Source organism: Comamonas denitrificans (assembly GCF_042654745.1).
In the GTDB taxonomy this organism is placed as follows: domain Bacteria; phylum Pseudomonadota; class Gammaproteobacteria; order Burkholderiales; family Burkholderiaceae_C; genus Comamonas; species Comamonas denitrificans.
This window is the reverse complement of the sequence record NZ_JBHSEY010000046.1, coordinates 103,117-119,495: the sequence shown is the minus strand read 5'-3', so window position 1 is coordinate 119,495 and position 16,379 is coordinate 103,117. Positions and strand designations below refer to the sequence as shown.

The 16,379-nt window shown below is 59.4% G+C and carries 13 protein-coding genes and 3 tRNA genes; 6 read left to right on the top strand and 10 right to left on the bottom strand.

Translation table 11 applies throughout. The annotated features are described in order from the left end of the window. The first annotated feature begins 273 nt into the window (after positions 1-273). Entirely contained in the window at positions 274-1,767 is a 1,494-nt protein-coding gene (locus tag ACFO24_RS09625) for a methyl-accepting chemotaxis protein (RefSeq protein WP_377738144.1), read from the top strand. A 40-nt stretch (positions 1,768-1,807) separates the two neighbouring features. On the opposite strand, the gene ACFO24_RS09620 is transcribed toward ACFO24_RS09625, so the two are convergent. The 7 genes from ACFO24_RS09620 to ACFO24_RS09590 form a co-directional block, all read right to left on the bottom strand. Further along, a complete protein-coding gene (locus tag ACFO24_RS09620; protein WP_377738143.1) occupies positions 1,808-2,446 on the bottom strand; it encodes an RnfABCDGE type electron transport complex subunit B in 639 nt (212 codons plus the stop codon). 36 nt (positions 2,447-2,482) lie between these two features. Next, complete coding sequence (locus ACFO24_RS09615) at positions 2,483-4,018, bottom strand: polyhydroxyalkanoate depolymerase (RefSeq protein WP_377738142.1); 1,536 nt, start codon at positions 4,016-4,018, stop codon at positions 2,483-2,485. Between the two features lie 128 nt (positions 4,019-4,146). Next, positions 4,147-5,160 (bottom strand): tRNA dihydrouridine(20/20a) synthase DusA, encoded by a 1,014-nt coding sequence (gene dusA / locus ACFO24_RS09610; RefSeq protein ID WP_377738141.1) that lies wholly within the window; start codon positions 5,158-5,160, stop codon positions 4,147-4,149. A gap of 324 nt (positions 5,161-5,484) precedes the next feature. Continuing rightward, positions 5,485-6,750 carry a type II toxin-antitoxin system HipA family toxin gene (locus ACFO24_RS09605; RefSeq protein WP_377738140.1) on the bottom strand — a complete coding sequence of 422 codons (1,266 nt, stop codon included), beginning with the start codon at positions 6,748-6,750 and terminating at the stop codon, positions 5,485-5,487. Next, entirely contained in the window at positions 6,747-7,205 is a 459-nt protein-coding gene (locus tag ACFO24_RS09600) for a helix-turn-helix transcriptional regulator (RefSeq protein WP_377738139.1), read from the bottom strand. The genes ACFO24_RS09605 and ACFO24_RS09600 overlap by 4 nt, the downstream gene beginning before the upstream one ends. 356 nt (positions 7,206-7,561) lie before the next feature. Then, on the bottom strand, positions 7,562-8,347 hold the full coding sequence (locus ACFO24_RS09595) for a MetQ/NlpA family ABC transporter substrate-binding protein (RefSeq protein ID WP_207574655.1): 786 nt from the start codon (positions 8,345-8,347) through the stop codon (positions 7,562-7,564). 170 nt (positions 8,348-8,517) lie between these two features. Continuing rightward, entirely contained in the window at positions 8,518-9,489 is a 972-nt protein-coding gene (locus ACFO24_RS09590) for a pseudouridine synthase (protein WP_207574656.1), read from the bottom strand. Positions 9,490-9,627: 138 nt separating this feature from the next. Between ACFO24_RS09590 and ACFO24_RS09585 the strand changes: the two genes are divergently transcribed. The 5 genes from ACFO24_RS09585 to ACFO24_RS09565 all read left to right on the top strand — a co-directional run bounded on the left by ACFO24_RS09585 (position 9,628) and on the right by ACFO24_RS09565 (position 15,722). Further along, positions 9,628-11,253 carry an ABC transporter ATP-binding protein gene (locus tag ACFO24_RS09585; RefSeq protein WP_377738138.1) on the top strand — a complete coding sequence of 542 codons (1,626 nt, stop codon included), beginning with the start codon at positions 9,628-9,630 and terminating at the stop codon, positions 11,251-11,253. Then, complete coding sequence (locus ACFO24_RS09580; RefSeq protein ID WP_377738137.1) at positions 11,246-12,337, top strand: ABC transporter permease; 1,092 nt, start codon at positions 11,246-11,248, stop codon at positions 12,335-12,337. The genes ACFO24_RS09585 and ACFO24_RS09580 overlap by 8 nt, the downstream gene beginning before the upstream one ends. A 2-nt stretch (positions 12,338-12,339) precedes the next feature. Then, positions 12,340-13,260, top strand: coding sequence for an ABC transporter permease (locus ACFO24_RS09575; protein ID WP_377738136.1), 921 nt, complete (start codon positions 12,340-12,342; stop codon positions 13,258-13,260). A gap of 132 nt (positions 13,261-13,392) precedes the next feature. Continuing rightward, the gene (locus tag ACFO24_RS09570) at positions 13,393-14,541 is read left to right on the top strand and encodes a BMP family ABC transporter substrate-binding protein (RefSeq protein ID WP_207574660.1); all 1,149 of its coding nucleotides are present in this window, start codon (positions 13,393-13,395) and stop codon (positions 14,539-14,541) included. Positions 14,542-14,567: 26 nt separating this feature from the next. Beyond that, positions 14,568-15,722 carry a BMP family ABC transporter substrate-binding protein gene (locus tag ACFO24_RS09565; RefSeq protein WP_377738135.1) on the top strand — a complete coding sequence of 385 codons (1,155 nt, stop codon included), beginning with the start codon at positions 14,568-14,570 and terminating at the stop codon, positions 15,720-15,722. Between the two features lie 216 nt (positions 15,723-15,938). Here the strand turns inward: ACFO24_RS09565 and ACFO24_RS09560 are convergent. The 3 genes from ACFO24_RS09560 to ACFO24_RS09550 all read right to left on the bottom strand — a co-directional run bounded on the left by ACFO24_RS09560 (position 15,939) and on the right by ACFO24_RS09550 (position 16,366). Further along, positions 15,939-16,023: transfer RNA gene (locus ACFO24_RS09560), tRNA-Leu, on the bottom strand. Positions 16,024-16,110: 87 nt separating this feature from the next. Next, positions 16,111-16,195, bottom strand: a tRNA-Leu gene (locus ACFO24_RS09555). An 86-nt stretch (positions 16,196-16,281) separates the two neighbouring features. Continuing rightward, positions 16,282-16,366: transfer RNA gene (locus ACFO24_RS09550), tRNA-Leu, on the bottom strand. Positions 16,367-16,379: the final 13 nt, after the last annotated feature.

Below are 16,379 nucleotides of genomic sequence, written 5' to 3'. Positions count from 1 at the left end.
CAGGAGCCATCAACGGACCAGGCGGTTTATTGCGACTAGGACGGGGACTGGAATACGGGGGCAACATCAGACCTTGGGTTACTCCACTCCCCTGGAGGTCTATGCGCAGCACTTGCAGCGGCTAAGCTTCCAGGCTGATTCAGTGCACTGAACAAATGTTGCACTTGGACTTGAATCCGCCGTCGAAATCACTAACCAGGCTGCTATATTTTTTGCAATAACATGGTTCACATCTAGGTGAAACAAGCTTGCAAAGGAGTCAAAAACGTGTTTATGACGGCGCCAGCCATGTGGGTGTTAAAGCGTTTGGGCTTGCGTGGCAAGTTTGCCTTGGTCAGCGTGCTGGGGTTGGGCAGCATGGCGGGCGCTGGATGGGCCGTCCAAGCGCTGCCGACCCTGTCGGCCCTGGGGGTGGTGCTGGGCGCAGGGGCGCTTTTTTTGTATGTGCTCTGGGCTTTTCAAGCGGTGCTGATGCAGCAACTGGGGCAGTTGTCCCAGGCCATGGCCCAAGCCACGGCGGGCGACTTGACGGTGCGGGTCGAGGCCCAGGGGCGCGATGAGCTGGCGCAGATGGCGCAGCTGCTGGACAAAATGGTGATTGCCCTGTCCAGCATGGTGGCCGATGTGCTCAGCAATGCCGCCCTGGTGTCGCACACGGGAGCCACTTTGCTGCAAGACAATCAATTGCTGGCTGAGCGCACCGACCAGCAGGCCAGCAATGTGGTGCAAACCGTGACCAGCGTGGAGCAAATCACCGCCGCCGTGCAAAACAATGCCCAGGCTGCCACCGCCGCCCAGCAGCAGACACAACACGTGCGCTCCAGCATGGATGCGGGCGTGGTGGTGATGGACAAGACCGTCAATTCTGTCGAATCCATTGAGAGCAGCGCCGGGCGCATGTCCGAGATCATTGGCACGATTGATGCAATTGCTTTTCAAACCAATATCCTGGCGCTCAATGCCGCCGTAGAGGCCGCGCGCGCAGGCGAGCAGGGGCGCGGGTTTGCGGTGGTGGCCTCCGAGGTGCGCACTTTGGCACAGCGCTCGGGCGATGCGGCCAAGGAAATTCGCGGTCTGATTGAGGATTCGGTGCGCCAAGTCACCGACAGCACCCGGCTGATTCGCCAAGCCGGGCAGGATATGCGCCAGGTGGCCCGGGGCATTCACGATGTGGCTGGGCACGTTGAGGCGATTGCCCAATCCTCCAGCGAACAAGGCCATGGCTTGGCGCAGATTGGCCAGGCCATACACCACATTGACCAACTGACCCAAAACAACGCCCACATGGTGCGCGATGCCGTACACCAGGCGCAAAGCCTGGAGCTGCGCGCCCGAACTTTGGGGGAATCGGTGCAAGGGTTTCATTTGCAACAAGGCAAGCCCCAAGAGGCCATTGAGCTGGTCGATCGTGCGGTGCAGTTGCGCCGCTCCCACACCTGGGGGCCGCAGTTTTGGAATTTTTTAACCGACCCGCAGCAGCGCTTGTTTTACAAGGATATGTATGTTTTTATCCTCGATGCGCTGGGCAATTACATCGTGTTTGGTGGCAACCCGGCCAAGGTCGGCACCAGTGTGCACCAGCTGCCGGGGGTGGATGGGCAGGGCTTGCTCAACGCCATCGTGAACCAATCAGAGCAAGGGCCAGGTTGGGTGGAGTACGACTTCACCAACCCAGTGACCGGGCAGGTGCAAGCCAAAATGTCGTACGTGCGCAAGCTCGATGATGGCTATTTGGGCTGTGGCGTGTACAAAAAATTCAACGGCTAGGGCTGGCCCTGGGCATCGGCTTATTGGCTGGCTTATCGGCTCATGCCCTGGGCTGGCGCAGTGCCCGGGCTTTGGCCAGCGCTTGGGCAATGGCCGAGGCCTTGGCGCTTTTTTCATCGTGCGCCGTGCTGGTGGCGCTGGCAGTGGGGGCAGCGGCACTCAAACGCGCCTGGTGCTGGGTGTAGCGCTGGCGGGCCTGGGCGGCTTGCTGCGGGCTCCAGGCTTGCCAGCCGCTGGCATGGGGGGTGACCACATCCAGCTCAATGCAATCGACCGGGCAGGCCGGAATGCACAGCTCGCAGCCGGTGCAGTGCTCGGCCACCACGGTGTGCATGAATTTATTGGCCCCCAAGATGGCATCGACCGGGCAGGCCTTGATGCACAGGGTGCAGCCAATGCACCAGGCCTCGTCAATGCGGGCCACGGTCAGCGGCCCTTCAATGCCAAATTGTGGGTTCAAGGGCTGCGCAGGCTGGCCCGTCAGCGCGGCCAAGCGCTGCACGCCCTCTTGCCCGCCGGGGGGGCATTGGTTGATGGGGGCCTCGCCCGCAGCAATGGCGCTGGCGTAGCTGGCGCAATCGGGGTAGCCGCAGCGCGTGCACTGGGTTTGCGGCAGGGCTTGGTCAATCAAAAAAGCCAGCCCGGATAAGGCTGGCTTGGTGGCAAAAGCTGCAGTCATGGCCGCCGAGTTTAGCGTTGGACGCAACCCTTTGGCTTAGCGCTTGGCTTTACGCCCGGTTTCTTTGCGTTTTCCGGCCGACTGGGCATTCACCACAATGGCGGGGGCAGCAGGCGTGGCCGGGGCGGCGGCTGTGGGCGCCGGGGCAGCGGGCAGGGCAGGGGTCTGCACCGTAGCAGGATTGGCGTTTTCAGGAGCTGTTTGCGCAGTGTTGATAATGATTTCAAACTGTTTTTGCTCAGAAACCGTTGTCTTTTCAGCGGGTGGCGCTACTTCTTCGACAGGCTCTTGTGCTGGCACCGATGGTTTGGGGTGGTGGCGCAAGATGAATTCGCGCACCTGCGGGTACACCACTTTGCGCCAGCGGCTGCCGCTGAAGATGCCGTAGTGGCCCGCGCCGGCAATTTCCAGGTGCTGGCGCGCATCTGGGGCAATGCTGGTGCACAAATCGTGGGCGGCTTGGGTTTGGCTGATGCCGGAGATATCGTCCAGCTCGCCCTCAATGGTCAAGAGTGCGGTGTCCTTGATGTCTTGCGGGCGCACACGCTCCAACTGGCCTTCGGGGTTGCGAATATCCCAGGTGCCGCGCACCAAGTTGAAGTCTTGGAACACCACGCGGATGGTTTGCAGGTAATAGGGCGCATCCAGGTCGAGCACGGCGTTGTATTCGTTGTAGAACTTGCGGTGCTGCTCGGCGCTGGCCTCGTCGCCGCGCGTCAGGCTCTTGAAGTAATCGTAGTGGCTGCTGGTGTGGCGGTCGGGGTTCATGGCCACAAAGCCGGTGTGCTGCAAAAAGCCGGGGTACACGCGCCGACCGGCACCGGGGTAGTTGTCGGGCACGCGGTGGATGACGTTGTTCTCAAACCACTCAAAGCTGCGCTGCATGGCCAGGTTGTTCACCGAGGTGGGCGAGCGCTGGGCATTGATGGGGCCGCCCATCATGGTCATGGACAGCGGGGTTTTTTCGCCCCGGCTGGCCATGAGCGAGACGGCCGCCAGCACCGGCACGGTGGGCTGGCATACGCTGATGACGTGGCAGTTGCCATAGCGTGCCTGCAGGTGGCGAATGAATTCCTGCACGTAGTTGATGTAATCGTCCAGGTGAAATTCGCCCTCAGACAGGGGAATCATGCGGGCGTTTTTCCAGTCGGTGATATAGACCTTGTGGTCGCCCAGCATGCTGCGCACGGTATCGCGCAGCAAGGTGGCGTAGTGGCCGGACAGGGGGGCGACGATCAGCACCGGGGGCTGGCCCAGCAGGGTGTCCAGCGTGGCGGGGTGGTCAGAAAAACGCTTGAAGCGGCGCAGCTCGCAAAAGGGCTTGTCAATCTCCACGCGCTCGCGAATGGTTACGTCCACGCCATTGACCTGCACCGATTGAATGCCAAATTGCGGCTTCTCGTAGTCTTTGGCCAGGCGGTAGAACAGGTCAAATGCTGCCACCGTGCGCTGGGTGGCGAACGATTTGGACAGGGGCAACAATGGGTTGCTGTAAAGCTTGGCGGTGGCCTGCGCAAAATCGGCAAAGGGCTCGAGCAGGGAGCGTTGCGCTTCGTAAATGTGGTACAGCATTAGGACAAACTTAAAATGTTGCGGTGCAGCAAATATAGCAAAAAGCCCTTTCCCCGCGCAATACAAGTCAGGGTTTTTAACTTTTCTATTTTTGTTAAAGATTCTTGTTTTTTCAAGCGTATAAAGCGTTAAAAGCTATCATTTTTATCTTGCTTGGTGTTGGCGATATGCGAAACGTCGCTGGCCGGCAGGTCTTTCAAGCGGTGGTTGCTCCACACTTGGCGCCAATGCCGCGCCCCAGGCAGCCCGTGGCGCAGGCCCAGCATGTGCCGGGCAATGGCATACCAGTGGGTGCCGTGCTCTGCCGCCTCGCGCTGCATGTAGGCCACCATCTGCGCTTCGATCTCGTGGTGGCTCAGGGCAAAAGGCGCTGCGCCAAAAAATTGCTCATCCCAGGTCGTCAGCCACCAAGGGTTGTGGTAAGCCTCGCGTCCGACCATGACACCATCGACCAGGGCCAGCTGCTCGGCCACGGTGGCGCTGTCTTTGATGCCGCCGTTGATAGCAATCGTCAGCTGCGGAAAATCGCGTTTGAGCTGCGCCACCACGCCATAGCGCAGCGGGGGAATATCGCGGTTCTCCTTGGGCGATAGGCCTTTGAGCCAGGCGTTGCGGGCGTGCACGATGAACACCTCGCAGCCCGCATCGGCCACCGTGCCGACAAAATCGCGCACAAAGCCATAGCTCTCGTCCTGGTCAATGCCAATGCGGTGTTTGACCGTTACCGGAATCGTCACCGCATCGCGCATGGCTTTGACGCCGTCGGCCACCAGCGCTGGCTCGCGCATCAGGCAGGCCCCAAACGCGCCGCGCTGCACCCGTTCGCTGGGGCAGCCGCAGTTCAGGTTGATCTCGTCATACCCCCATTCCTGCCCCAAGCGGGCGGCCTGGGCCAAATCCGCCGGTTCACTGCCGCCCAGTTGCAAGGCCACGGGGTGCTCTTCAGCATTCAAGCGCAAATGCCGCGCCACATCGCCATGCAGCAGGGCACCGGTGGTGACCATCTCGGTGTACAGCAGCGCATAGCGTGAGAGCAGGCGGTGCAGATAACGGCAGTGCCGATCCGTCCAATCAAGCATTGGGGCAACGGAAAGGCGTGGGTACTGATTAAGCTTTTGTTTTTTATCGATTTTCTCTTGCATAGTAGCTACTTTTTGTGGGTTGTAGCACCGTCGGTAGCACCCCGAAAAACGCCCAACAATCCCTAACCATCCCGGTTTCAGTTTGTTGGTGCTACTTCCCATACACGGCGCAGATGCGTCTTAAAGACAAGGGCGCGATTGTGCCCACAGAAGCGCAGGCCTTCACCAAGAAGGCTTTGGCGCAGGCGTGGATCAAGCGCTGAGAGGCGGTGCTGCAAGAGCAGCGGGCCAGCGGCGCATTCGGTCAGCCTCGGCGCACGGAGGGCGATTGGCTCGATGCGTATGTCCAGCAGTCTGATCCACAAAAAAGAGCGGTAATGGTGCTTACAGAAAGGCCTGTCTTTGCAGCCTTAGCGCATCGCGGTCAATGCTGGAGGCGAGCAGCTCCATATCGGACGGGCTGACGCCCAGTGCGCTGAAGTGCGAGACCCAGCGATCGACGATGGTGGCCACCTGCCGCACCAGCGCGATGGCGCGGGACTTTTTGATGGCATATTCGTTGATCTGGGTGAGGGCGTTTTCCAAGCTGGATTCAGCGCCTGCAGTGCCGACAATGAGCGCTTGATAGCCCAGGTTTTGCAGGCTGGGCACCACGTCGTACGCAGGGGTGAGGTCGTAGTAACCGTCTGCCAGATTGAGGCTGATGCAGTGGTTGCGCTCGTGGTCGTCGGTGTTGTCCATGAGGATGTTGAAGACCATGCGTTTAAAGAGCTCTTCGCGCATGGCGGCTTGCCGGTCTGGATGGCCCAGGCGCAGCAAGATGGTGGCCAGATTGCTGTAGCTTTGCTCCAGCCCCGCAGCGCGCAATGCGGTGTGGGCAGATTGGCAATGCACGCGGTAGGGGCCCAGGCGGTCAAATCGCTCAATCGTGAGGGCGTGGCGCAATTTGCCGTGGCGCATGGGCAGCGGCAGCACGGCGGTGTTGGCGACGTACAGGCCTGCTTGGGCAGCCAGCGTCATGGTGGCGTGCTCGATCAGCGGGGTGTCCACGGGGTCGTCAACCTCGCTGAATTTGATGACGCAGGGGCCGTTGTCAGTTTGCAGCAGGGCCTTGGGCCGTGCGCCGCCCAGGGTAACGCCGGGTTGGATGAGGCGCTGTATCTCTGCGGTGATGGGGGCCTGGCTTTGTACGTCTTCCACCGCAGTGGCCAGCTGGGCCAGATCCTTCAACTGCGGATAGGGGCTGAGGTAGCGGGGCATGTACTGATCGGCCGAGGTGGAGATGCCTAGCGCACCAAAGCGGTCGTCGCCGGCGAAGAGCAGCATTTCCAGAATGGACAGGCGCGCGGGGCGGTCGATGTGGCGGATGATGCGCTCGCCCCAGCGGTCAGGGCGGGCATCGTCAATGGCACCGGGGGCCGTGTTTTTCTGGCCAGTGGTGAAGGTCTGCCCCTGAATGAGGGGCAGGTCTTCGCTGAGGGCAAAGTTCCACCACTGCGGCGCGTAGGTGAAGGTGGCGCAATCAGAGACCAGCTGAGACAGGCCCAGCTCACCTACCAACGTGGGCGCGTCGGGGTTGAGCATGGCCCAGACGTAGAGCCGGTCTTGGGGCACATAAGTGCGGGGCGATACGGTGTTGGGCTGGGTCATTGCTTTTTAGGGGCTGACTTGGCGAGGAGGGCAGCGAGGCCTGCGGATGCTGGGCTAGGCGCTGATTGCAGGCGTTGCGGCGTAGCAATATTGACTGGGCGAAGCGAGGAAGCCGGAAACACTTTGGTTGGTTTGGGCTGTGTTTTGCGTTTTGTCTTCACCTTGGCCACCTCCTTCTCCAGTGCCGCATGGTCGTGCTGCGGCGCAATCAGGTCGGCCAGCCCGCCAGCTTGGTTGATCAGCCACATGCACATCACGTACGAGGCCATGGCTACGGATGGGTCACCGCGCTCGATACGCGCCATGGTGGGCTGCGAGATGCCCAGCTTTTTGGCCCATTGCGCCTGTGATTCTCCGCGCCGCTTGCGGGCGATGACGATGTTTTGCGCCAGCTGTTCAATTTGCTGGAGCACGGCTTGTGGGTAGTCGGCTGGGGGTGTAGTTTGGCGTGGCATTCATAGATATTAGTGATTTATCAAAAATATGCAAATCTATGAATTTTTTTGAGTAAAGAGGCTATGCATGGCGGCCATGCATAGCAATCAAAAACAACAAAAACCCCTTGAGGGGCTTTTGTTTGCCAGTGCAAAAAACAAGCGTGTTGCACTGGCGTGACCGGGGGGATTGCCGTTGGTCGGCCAACCGCGCTTAGAACGTGTTCATGATCTCGAATGAAGGTGTGGGGGATGCGGTTGGGGATGGGTTGCGAGGCGCAAACCACAGCAATAGCTTGGCTATTGCGAGGATTTGCAACGACGCAGCCCGCCCGAAGCGGCGCCCGCACACCCATGAGGAGATCGTGAACACGTTCTTAGAACGCCGGTACGACCGCGCCTTGGTATTTGTCCAGGATGAACTGTTTGGTCTCTGGGCTGTGCAGGGCTTTCATCAGCTTGGCAATGTCGGCACCGTCAGCGCGGTCTTTGCGGGCGGCCACGATGTTGGTGTAAGGCGAGTCAGCCCCTTCAATGAACAGCGCATCTTTGGTGGGGTTGAGCTTGGCTTCGATGGCGTAGTTGGTATTGATCAGGGCCAAATCCACATCGGCCAAAGCGCGGGGCAGCAGGGGGGCTTCAAGCTCTTTGAATTTCAGTTTTTTGGGGTTTTTCACAATGTCCAGCGGGGTGGGGGTCAGGCTGGCGGGGTCTTTGAGTTCAATCAGGCCCTGCTTGGCCAGCAAGATCAGCGCACGGCCGCCGTTGGAGGGGTCGTTGGGGATGGCGATCAAGGCACCGTCTTTGAGTTCGGCCACGTTTTTGATTTTGCTGGAGTAGGCGCCAAACGGCTCGACGTGAACCTTGCCATTGGGCACGGTGACCAGGCTGCTTTGGCGGTCTTTGTTGTAGCTGTCCAGGTAGGGCTGGTGCTGGAAGAAGTTGGCATCGAGCTGCTTGTCTTGCACGGCGGCGTTGGGCTGCACGTAGTCGCTGAATTCTTTGACTTGCAGCTCAATGCCAGCGGCCTTGAGTTGGGGCTTGATGAAGTTCAGGATTTCCGCGTGCGGCACGGCCGTGGCGGCCACTTTGAGCACGTCAGCGGCTTGGGCGGTGAAGGCCAGGGTGGCGATGGCAACGGCAGTCAGGGTTTTTTTCAACATGGTGGTCAATCAAACAAGAAAACAAGCAGGTTGTGGGGTGTCCAGGGCCTTGGGGGTCGCGGTGCGGTTGCGATTGCCACGGGCCGTGGGGTGAGAAGTTGCATAGTCTAGGGGTGGTTGGTGGGCGTGGATTGGAATTTTTTCTTATTTGGTTATAAGGAATCTGGTTTTTATGCATTTGCAGGCAGGCCTTGCCAGGTCTGCTGGCCGGACGGAGCTGGCTCTGGCGCTGGCGGCAATGCGCCCAGGGTGTACTGGCTGTGAAAGTGGCGCTGTTGCTGGGTTAGGGGGTCGGTGAAGGCAATCGCTTGTGCCAATAGCCGCAGCGGGCGGGAAAAGTCGCCTTCCGGTGCATCGTTCACCTCGGGGTAGAGGCCATCGCCCAAGATGCCGATGCCCAGGGCCGCCATGTGTACGCGCAGTTGGTGGCGTTTGCCGCTGATGGGCTCCAATTGGTAACGGGCCCAGTGGGTGTTGTGCTCTAGCAGCGTCAGGCGGGTGTGGCTATTGGGCGGGCCAGCCACTTCGTGCATGCGGATGAAGTGGCCGCTTTCCTGCATGCGGCTGTGGTGTTCGCGCGGGAAGCCAAGCTCGGGCCGGTAAGGCGCGATGGCTTGGTAGGTTTTGTGCACACGCTGCTCGCGAAACAGCGCTTGGTACGCCCCCCGGTCACTGCGCTGGGTGGACAGCAGTACCAGTCCGGCCGTGTCGCGGTCAATGCGGTGGATGGGGGACAGGTCTGGCAGGCCCAGCTGATTTTTTAGCTGCACCAGCAAGGTGTGCTGGATGTAGCTGCCGCCGGGGGTGACGGGCAGAAAGTGCGGCTTGTCGGCCACGACCAGGTGGGCATCTTGGTACAGCACCTGGGCCCGAAAAGGCATGGGCGGCTCGTGCGCTGTTTGGCGGTAGTAGTAGATGCGCAGGCCGGTCAAAAATGGGGTTTCTGGGGTGACGGGGCGGCCCCGCTCATCGACCACTTCGTGGGCAGCCATGCGCTGCAGCCAGTCGCTGCGCGAGACCGCAGGCAGGCGTTGGCACAAAAAATCCAATGCCAAGCCCTGGCCTTGGCTGGGCAGCACCACGCAGCTGGGTTTGACCCCATTTTTTAATGGGAGCACTTTCGGGTCATTTTTATTGAACATTAGAAATAAAAGTATTTAAAATATCGGCAAATAAAGTGCAAATAGCTATAAAAAAATAAAAAATAGCCCGTCAATCGTTTAAGCCTTCCTGCGTATCTTTGGCAGCAAGCCTCGCAACTTCAGCGAAAATCGCCCGCCATGAATTCTTCCTCCCCAATGTCACCTGCAACCGCCAGTGCGCCGCGTTTGCAGTTGGTGGGTATTACCAAACGGTATCCTGCTGTGGTGGCCAATGATGCGGTCAGTCTAAGCGTGCAACCAGGCCAAGCCCATGCCATCTTGGGTGAGAACGGTGCGGGTAAATCAACCCTGATGAAAATTATCTACGGCAGCACCCAGCCCGATGCCGGTCAGGTGCTGTTTGATGGCCAGCCGGTGCAAATTCGCAATCCCCAGCAGGCCCGCCAGTTGGGCATTGCCATGGTGTTCCAACACTTTAGTTTGTTTGACACCTTGACCGTGGCACAGAATGTGTGGCTGGGCTTGGACAAAAGCTTGAGCCTGGCCGAAGTCACGCAGCGCATGATCGACAAAGGCCGCCAGTACGGTTTGGAGCTCGATCCGCAGCGGCCCGTGCACACCCTCTCGGTGGGGGAGATGCAGCGGGTGGAAATTGTGCGGGCGCTGCTGGCCAATCCCCGTTTGCTGATTTTGGATGAGCCCACCTCGGTGCTCACACCCCAGGCGGTGGAGCAGTTATTTGTCGTTTTGCGCCAGCTGGTCAGCGAAGGCTGCTCTATTCTGTATATCAGCCACAAGTTGCACGAAATTCGTGCCCTGTGTACCGCGTGCACGGTGCTGCGTGGCGGCAAGGTCACGGGCGTGTGCCAGCCGCAAAACGAGAGCAACGCCTCGCTCTCGCGCCTGATGATTGGGGCCGAGCCTGCGGCGCTAGAGCACCGCCCGGCGCAGGCCGGCGACGTGGTATTGCAAGTGCGTGATTTGCTGCTGCCGCGCCAAGATGCGTTTGGCGTAGATTTAATCGATGTGAGCCTGCAGGTGCGCAGTGGCGAAGTGGTGGGCATTGCCGGTGTCTCGGGCAACGGCCAGCAAGAGCTGCTGCGGGCCTTGTCCGGCGAAGACACCCGGGCGCAGCCCGCGATGGTGCAGGTCACCGGCCAAGACGTGGCCCGCTTGGGCCCCCAGCAGCGCCGGGCGCTGGGCCTGCACTTTGTGCCCGAAGAGCGCCTGGGCCGGGGGGCGGTGCCCACCATGGGGTTGGCGCACAACCTGCTGCTTACGCGCAGCGATGCGGTGGGGGCCATGGGTTGGTTGCACCTGGGGCAACTGAAGGCGCAGGCCCGGGCCATCATTGAGCGTTTTGGTGTGAAAGCGGGGGGGGCCGATGCGCCAGCGCGCTCGCTTTCCGGGGGGAATTTACAGAAATTCATTGTGGGGCGCGAGATTGCCGCCCAGCCCAAGCTCATCATCATTGCCCAGCCCACCTGGGGCGTGGATGTGGGGGCGGCCGCGCAAATTCACGCCGAGATTTTGGCGCTGCGCGATGCCGGGTGTGCCGTGCTCATCGTGAGCGAAGAACTGGATGAATTGTTTGAGTTAAGCGACCGTTTGTACGTACTGGCCAAAGGGCATTTAAGCCCCAGCGTGGCCCGTGCCGATGCCACGGTCCAGCAAGTAGGGGAATGGATGAGTGGCTTGTGGAATGCCGACGTGCAACAGCATTTGGCCGATATGGAGCAGGTGCTGCCCAGCAGCGAAGCCGCGCAGGCAAATGCCCTGGTGAAGGGGCCGCAGCATGTTTAAGTTGGAACAACGCCCGCAGCCATCCAAGCTGTGGACTTATGCGGCGCCGCTGTTGGCCTTGGCGGTGACCGTGGGCATTGGCGTGCTGCTCTTTATTTTGCTGGGCAAAGACCCGGTGAAAGGCTTGCAAGCTTTTTTTTGGGAGCCGATCAAATCCGCCTACGCACTGGGCGAGTTGGCCATGAAGGCCACGCCCCTGCTGCTGATTGCCTTGGGGCTGGCCGTGTGCTTTCGCTCCAATATCTGGAACATTGGGGCCGAGGGGCAATTTGTCATCGGCGCGGTGGCCGCCGGTGGCGTGGCGCTGCTGGCGGACAAGAGCACGGGGGGCTGGATTATTCCGGTCATTTTGCTCGCCGGGGTGTTGGGTGGCATGGCCTGGGCGGCCATCGTGGCCTTGCTGCGTGACCGTTTTAATGCCAATGAGATCTTGGTCAGCCTGATGCTGGTGTACATCGCCACCTTGGTACTGAGTTACTTGGTGTATGGCCCATGGAAAGACCCGGCCGGCTACAACTTTCCGCAATCGAAGCTGTTTGAGCCGATTACACAAATACCTAAATTAATAGCTGGAAGCCGTTTAAACATCGGCGTTTTCCTGGCTTTGGGTGCTGCTGCGCTGCTGTGGGTGTTTTTGTTTCGCACCCGCGCTGGCTTTGCGCTGCAGGTGGGCGGCTTGGCCCCGGCCGCAGCGCGGTATGCGGGATTTTCTTCGCGCCGTGCGTTGTGGACGGCGCTGTTGGTCTCTGGGGCTACCGCCGGTTTGGCCGGGGCATTGGAGGTAGCGGGCCCCATCGGCCAGCTCACGCCGTATGTGCCAGCGGGCTACGGTTTTGCGGCCATCATCGTGGCCTTTGTGGGGCGCTTGCACCCGGTGGGCATGATTTTTTCGGCGATTTTGATGAGTATGTTTTACATCGGGGGAGAGTTGGCCCAATCCCGTTTGGGGCTGCCCAAGGCCTTGTCAGGCGTGTTCCAGGGGTTGCTGCTGTTTAGCCTGTTGGCCTGCGATACCTTGATCGCTTACCGCGTGCGCTGGATGGGGCGCGCCCAAGCAGTTGCCGCTGCACAAGGAGGGCGCTAAGCATGGATGCCTACGCTTTACTCTTTGCCTCGACGCTGAGCGCGGGCACGGTATTGGCCCTGGCTTCGCTGGGCTTGCTGATCAATGAAAAGGTCGGCATCGTTAATTTAGGTGCCGAAGGCATGATGCTGTGCGCCGCCTTGGCCGGTTTTGCCACTGTGGTGGCCACCGGCAGCACAGGGCTGGGGTTTGCCGCAGGCATGGCCGCAGGTGCTGTGCTGGCCGGTATTTTTGGGGTGCTGGTGATTTGGCTCAACACCAATCAGTACGCCACGGGGCTGGCGTTAAGTTTGTTTGGTGCCGGTTTTTCTGCCTTTGCCGGCTTGAATTTCGTCCAGGCCAAGATGCCGACCTTGCCCAAGTACAGCATCCCGGGCTTGTCCGATATTCCGCTGATCGGCCCGGCCCTGTTTAACCACCACCCGTTGGTGTACCTGGCCGTGGTGCTGGCGCTGGGGCTGATGTGGTGGCTGGACCACTCTCGCGCTGGCTTGGTGCTGCGGGCGGTGGGCGAATCGCCCGATTCGGCACACGCCCTGGGCTATCCCGTGCGCCGCATCCGCTTGCTGGCGGTGATGGCCGGGGGCGCTTTGTGTGGCTTGGCCGGGGCGTATATCTCCACCGTCTATACCCCCCTGTGGGTTGAAGGCATGGTCGCCGGCCGGGGCTGGATTGCCCTGGCCCTGACCACCTTTGCCACCTGGCGACCTGTGCGGGTGCTGCTGGGCGCGTATTTGTTTGGTGGGGTGACCATGCTGCAGTTTCACTTGCAAGCCTCAGGGGTGCAGGTGGCCAGCCAGCTGTTGTCGATGCTGCCTTATGTGGCAACCATCGTTGTTTTGGTGTTGATTTCGCGCAACCCCACTTGGATTCGTGCGAACATGCCCGCCTCGTTGGGTAAGCCTTTTTATCCAGGCAATTGACCGTTTTTTCCTTGGAACGTGTTGGCGCTTTGCGCACAGGTGGCCGCTGTTGCCTACCTGTGCGGCAATCGTAAACATGGGCTTCAGGCGAGCGCACTGGGCTCGCCTTTTTTCATACTGTGTGTTTGCTTTATGACTTTATTTGCACAACGCCCTGTTGGGGGCAAAACCTTGGCGCTGTCCATTTTGGCCGCCGTCGCTTTGGCCGCCTGTGGCGAAAAAGAAGCGCCACCACCGCAAGCGGCCCCAGCCCCTGAGTCGGCCCAGGCCGCTGGCCCCTTAAAAATCGGCTTTATGTACGTCAGCCCCATCGGCGATGGAGGGTGGACCTACCAGCATGAGCTGGGCCGCCAAGCTGTGCAGGCCAAGTTTGGTGACAAGGTACAAACCAGTTTTATCGAAAGCGTGCCCGAAGGCCCCGATGCGGAGCGCGTTTTGCGCGACATGGCGGGCCAAGGCACACAGCTGATTTTTGCCACCAGCTTTGGCTTTCAGGAATACGTGCAAAAAGCCGCTGGCGATTTTGCCAACGTCAAATTTGAGCACGCCACCGGCTACAAACAGGCCAACAACGTGGCCGTGTACGACAGCAAAACCTTTGAAGGTGCCTACCTGGCAGGCATCGTTGCCGGGGGCATGACCAAGACAAATACCGTGGGCGTGGTCGCCTCGGTGCCCATTCCGGAGGTGGTGCGCAACGTCAATAGCTTTGTGCTGGGGGCGCAAAGTGTGAACCCTGCCATTCAGGCCAAAGTGGTGTGGGTGAACGAATGGTTCAACCCCCCCAAAGAGGCCGAAGCGGCCAGCAGCCTGCTCAATGGCGGCGTGGACGTGATGTACCAAAACACCAATTCGCCAGCCGTGCTGAAAACGGCCGAAGAGCGCGGTGCTTACGCCTTTGGCAAAGATGGCGACATGAGCGCCTTTGCACCCAAAGCGCACCTGGGTTCGGCGGTCATCAATTGGGAGCCCTACTACACCAAAGTGGTGCAAGACACGCTGGATGGCCAATGGCAAGGCGGCAATTACTGGTGGGGAGTGAAAGAAGGCGCGATGGACTTGATCAAAGTGCCCGAGATCGTCCCCCAGGAGATTCATGCCAAAGTGGCCGCCGCCAAAGCGGGCTTAAAGGATGGCAGCTTTGCTGTCTGGACTGGCCCGATCCGCAACAACCAAGGCCAAGAGGTGCTGGCCGCTGGCCAAGTGGCCGACGATGCGTTCTTGCGCGGGATTAACTTCTTTGTCCAAGGCATTGAAGGCCAAGTGCCCGGCACCCCCTAAATTTTTAAAACTTCGCGAGGAAGACCATGCAAAAACGCCAATTTTTCCAACTTGCAGCGGTTTCTGTCGCCGCTGTTTTGGGCTTGAGTGCCTGCGGTGAAAAAACACCGCCCCAAGCACAAGCCCCGGCGGCAGCGCCCACGGCGCAAGAAGCCCCGGCCGCCACCCCAACCGGCCCCTTAAAAATCGGTTTTGCCTACATTGGCCCGGTCGGCGATGGTGGTTGGACGTTTGCCCACGACCAAGCACGCAAGCAGCTGGAGGCGCAGTTTGGCGACAAGATTGAAACCACTTTTGTTGAAAGCGTGCCGGAAGGGGCCGATGCCGAACGCGTGCTGCGCGACCTGGCCACCCAGGGCAACACGCTGATTTTTGGCACCACCTTTGGCTACATGGACACCATCCAAAAGCTGGCCGCCGATTTTCCCGATGTGAAATGGGAGCACGCCACCGGCTACAAAACGGCGGCCAACGTGCGCACCTACGACACCCGCACCTATGAAGGCGCTTACCTGGCCGGCATCGTCGCTGGCAGCATGACCAAAAGCAACCAGCTGGGGGTGGTGGGCTCGGTGCCGATTCCCGAGGTGCTGCGCAACCTCAACAGCTTCACCCTGGGGGCGCAAAGCGTCAATCCCAACATCAGCACCAAGGTGGTGTGGGTGAATGAATGGTTCAGCCCACCCAAAGAAACCGAGGCCGCTACCAGCCTCATCAACAGCGGCGTGGATGTGTTGTTCCAAAACACCGATTCCCCGGCGGTGCTGAAAACCGCCCAAGAAAAAGGCGTGCGTGCTTTCGGCTGGGATTCGGACATGAAAGACTACGGCCCGCAAGCGCACCTGGGCTCGGCAGCGATTAATTGGGTGCCGTACTACACCCAATCGATCAACGATGTCTTGAATGGCACCTGGGCCGAAGGCAAAGCCTGGTGGGGCGTGAAAGAAGGCGCAATCGACTTGGTTTCGATGGCCGATGACATCCCCCAAGAGGTCAAAGACAAAGTGGCCGCCGCCAAGGCTGGCTTAAAAGACGGCAGCCTGCACATCTGGCAAGGCCCCCTTGTGAACAATCGCGGCGAAGTCGTGCTGAAAGACGGTGAAGTGGCGGACGATGGCTTCCTTGCCGGGGTCAATTTCTTCGTGCAAGGGGTGGAGGGCAAGGTGCCCGGCAGCAATTAAACGGTTATTGCTATATTAAATATAGCTTCATCCGCTTGAATTTTATGAGTTTAAAGGTTTTAATGCCTTTAAATTCTTATGATCAAAGCGGATGAAGCTATTTTTTATTCATAGCCCACCCGGTCTTTGGCCGGGTTTTTTGATGGATGAACGCACCCACGAAAAAAAGCCGCTGTGTAAACACAACGGCTTTTTATGTCACAACGGCTTTTTATGTGGTGCCCAGGAGAGGACTCGAACCTCCACGCCTCGCAGCGCTAGTACCTGAAACTAGTGCGTCTACCAATTCCGCCACCTGGGCTGATCGTTTTGCTTTTTCTTAGGAGTGTGGTAGCACTCAGCAAAACTATCTGCAAAATTTTAATCACTCACAATCAATCAACGGCTTTGGTGCCCAGGAGAGGACTCGAACCTCCACGCCTCGCAGCGCTAGTACCTGAAACTAGTGCGTCTACCAATTCCGCCACCTGGGCTCTTGCTAAAAGCACGTTGAATAATCTTTTTTTCTCTGAATTCTTTTCACAATTGGGTGAAGTGCTTCACCGCATATCGTTAAACTTGGTGCCCAGGAGAGGACTCGAACCTCCACGCCTCTCAGCGCTAGTACCTGAAACTAGTGCGTCTACCAATTCCGCCACCTGGGCATTTCAGGAAAGA